The following is a 2,889-nucleotide window of genomic DNA, read 5'->3' as shown; positions in this document are numbered from 1 at the left end:
CAAAACCCCCAAGCACAAGGTACTTGGGGGTTCTGACGGCTTCAATAGAAGCCTGACGATGACCTACTTTCACACGGGAACCCGCACTATCATCGGCGCAAAGGCGTTTCACTGTCCTGTTCGGGATGGGAAGGAGTGGTACCACCTTGCTATGGTCGTCAGGCATAACTGGTTGCCTGGCTGAACGAAGCCGTTCAACCGGGCGAATTCATAGAGTCTGGAATCAGCTGATTTTTCGATTGCTGCCAACGTCATGACCATTGTCATGCTGGCATAAGACATTTGCACGAACTGTTTTATTCAAACATGTGAGTTCGTCAAAGTTATAGGGTCAAGCCTCTCGGGCAATTAGTATCGGTTAGCTTAACGCATTGCTGCGCTTCCACACCCGACCTATCAACGTCGTGGTCTTCAACGACCCTTCAGGGGGCTCAAGGCCCCGGCAGATCTCATCTTGGAACGAGTTTCCCGCTTAGATGCTTTCAGCGGTTATCTCTTCCGCACTTAGCTACCCGGCAATGCCACTGGCGTGACAACCGGTACACCAGAGGTGCGTCCACTCCGGTCCTCTCGTACTAGGAGCAGGCTTCCTCAAATCTGCAGCGCCCACGGAAGATAGGGACCAAACTGTCTCACGACGTTTTAAACCCAGCTCACGTACCTCTTTAAATGGCGAACAGCCATACCCTTGGGACCGGCTACAGCCCCAGGATGAGATGAGCCGACATCGAGGTGCCAAACACCGCCGTCGATATGAACTCTTGGGCGGTATCAGCCTGTTATCCCCAGAGTACCTTTTATCCGTTGAGCGATGGCCCTTCCATACAGAACCACCGGATCACTATGTCCTGCTTTCGCATCTGCTCGACTTGTCAGTCTCGCAGTTAAGCACGCTTATGCCATTGCACTATTAGCACGATGTCCGACCGTACCTAGCGTACCTTCGAACTCCTCCGTTACACTTTGGGAGGAGACCGCCCCAGTCAAACTGCCTACCATGCACTGTCCCCGATCCAGATAATGGACCTAGGTTAGAACCTCAAACACACCAGGGTGGTATTTCAACGTTGGCTCCACAAGATCTAGCGACCCTGCTTCAAAGCCTCCCACCTATCCTACACAGATCTGTTCAAAATTCAATACAAAGCTACAGTAAAGGTTCATGGGGTCTTTCCGTCTTTCCGCGGGGAGATTGCATCATCACAAACATTTCAACTTCGCTGAGTCTCAGGAGGAGACAGTGTGGCCATCGTTACGCCATTCGTGCAGGTCGGAACTTACCCGACAAGGAATTTCGCTACCTTAGGACCGTTATAGTTACGGCCGCCGTTTACTGGGACTTCGATCAAGAGCTTGCACCCCATCAATTAATCTTCCAGCACCGGGCAGGCGTCACACCCTATACGTCCACTTTCGTGTTTGCAGAGTGCTGTGTTTTTAATAAACAGTCGCAGCCACCTATTTTTTGCAACCCATTCGTGCTCAGATGTTCTCATCACACTACTAGGGCACACCTTCTTCCGAAGTTACGGTGTCAATTTGCCGAGTTCCTTCTCCTGAGTTCTCTCAAGCGCCTTAGAATACTCATCTCGCGCACCAGTGTCGGTTTGCGGTACGGTCAATTACAAGCTGAAGCTTAGTGGCTTTTCCTGGGACCTCGTTCAGTTACTTCGCGAGCAAGCTCGCTCGATCGGCAGCCTCGGTATATGACGGGCGGATTTGCCTACCCATCGCCTACTTCTGCCTAAACCGGGACATCCAACACCCGGATAACCTATTAAGATCCGTCCCCACATCGCACTTGTAATCGGTACAGGAATATTGACCTGTTTCCCATCAGCTACGCATCTCTGCCTCGCCTTAGGGGCCGACTCACCCTACGCCGATGAACGTTGCGTAGGAAACCTTGCGCTTACGGCGAGGGGGCTTTTCACCCCCTTTAACGCTACTCATGTCAGCATTCGCACTTCTGATACCTCCAGCATCCTTTACAAGACACCTTCACAGGCTTACAGAACGCTCTCCTACCACTTGCAATAAATTGCAAATCCGCAGCTTCGGTAACTGGCTTAGCCCCGTTACATCTTCCGCGCAGGACGACTCGATCAGTGAGCTATTACGCTTTCTTTAAATGATGGCTGCTTCTAAGCCAACATCCTGACTGTTTTAGCCTTCCCACTTCGTTTCCCACTTAGCCAATTTTAGGGACCTTAGCTGGCGGTCTGGGTTGTTTCCCTCTTGAGTCCGGACGTTAGCACCCGGTGCTCTGTCTCCCAAGCTGTACTCAACGGTATTCGGAGTTTGCCTTGGTTTGGTAAGTCGCCATGACCCCCTAGCCAAAACAGTGCTCTACCCCCGTCGGTAATACTTGAGGCACTACCTAAATAGTTTTCGGAGAGAACCAGCTATTTCCAAGTTTGTTTAGCCTTTCACCCCTATCCACAGCTCATCCGCTGGTTTTGCAACACCAGTCGGTTCGGACCTCCAGTACCTGTTACGGCACCTTCATCCTGGCCATGGATAGATCACTTGGTTTCGGGTCTACACCCAGCGACTGAATCGCCCTATTCGGACTCGGTTTCCCTACGCCTTCCCTACTCGGTTAAGCTTGCCACTGAATGTAAGTCGCTGACCCATTATACAAAAGGTACGCAGTCACCCTTGCGGGCTCCTACTTTTTGTAAGCATGCGGTTTCAGGATCTATTTCACTCCCCTCCCGGGGTTCTTTTCGCCTTTCCCTCACGGTACTTGTTCACTATCGGTCGATGATGAGTATTTAGCCTTGGAGGATGGTCCCCCCATATTCAGACAGGATTTCTCGTGTCCCGCCCTACTTTTCGTCAGCTCAGTACCACACAGGTCTTTTCACGTACGGGGCTATCACCCGC

The 2,889-nt window shown here is 51.6% G+C and carries 2 rRNA genes (1 of these 2 running past the window's edge); both read right to left on the bottom strand.

The features are described 5' to 3' along the window. Positions 1-50: 50 nt before the first annotated feature. Positions 51-163 (bottom strand): 5S ribosomal RNA (gene rrf, locus ACS5NL_RS22565). A gap of 164 nt (positions 164-327) precedes the next feature. Continuing rightward, positions 328-2,889, bottom strand: a 23S ribosomal RNA gene (locus ACS5NL_RS22560) (it continues 315 nt past the right edge of the window).

It is taken from the genome of Hydrogenophaga sedimenti (assembly GCF_051857515.1).
Lineage (GTDB): Bacteria > Pseudomonadota > Gammaproteobacteria > Burkholderiales > Burkholderiaceae_C > Hydrogenophaga.
This window is presented reverse-complemented; position numbering and strand designations above follow the sequence as displayed.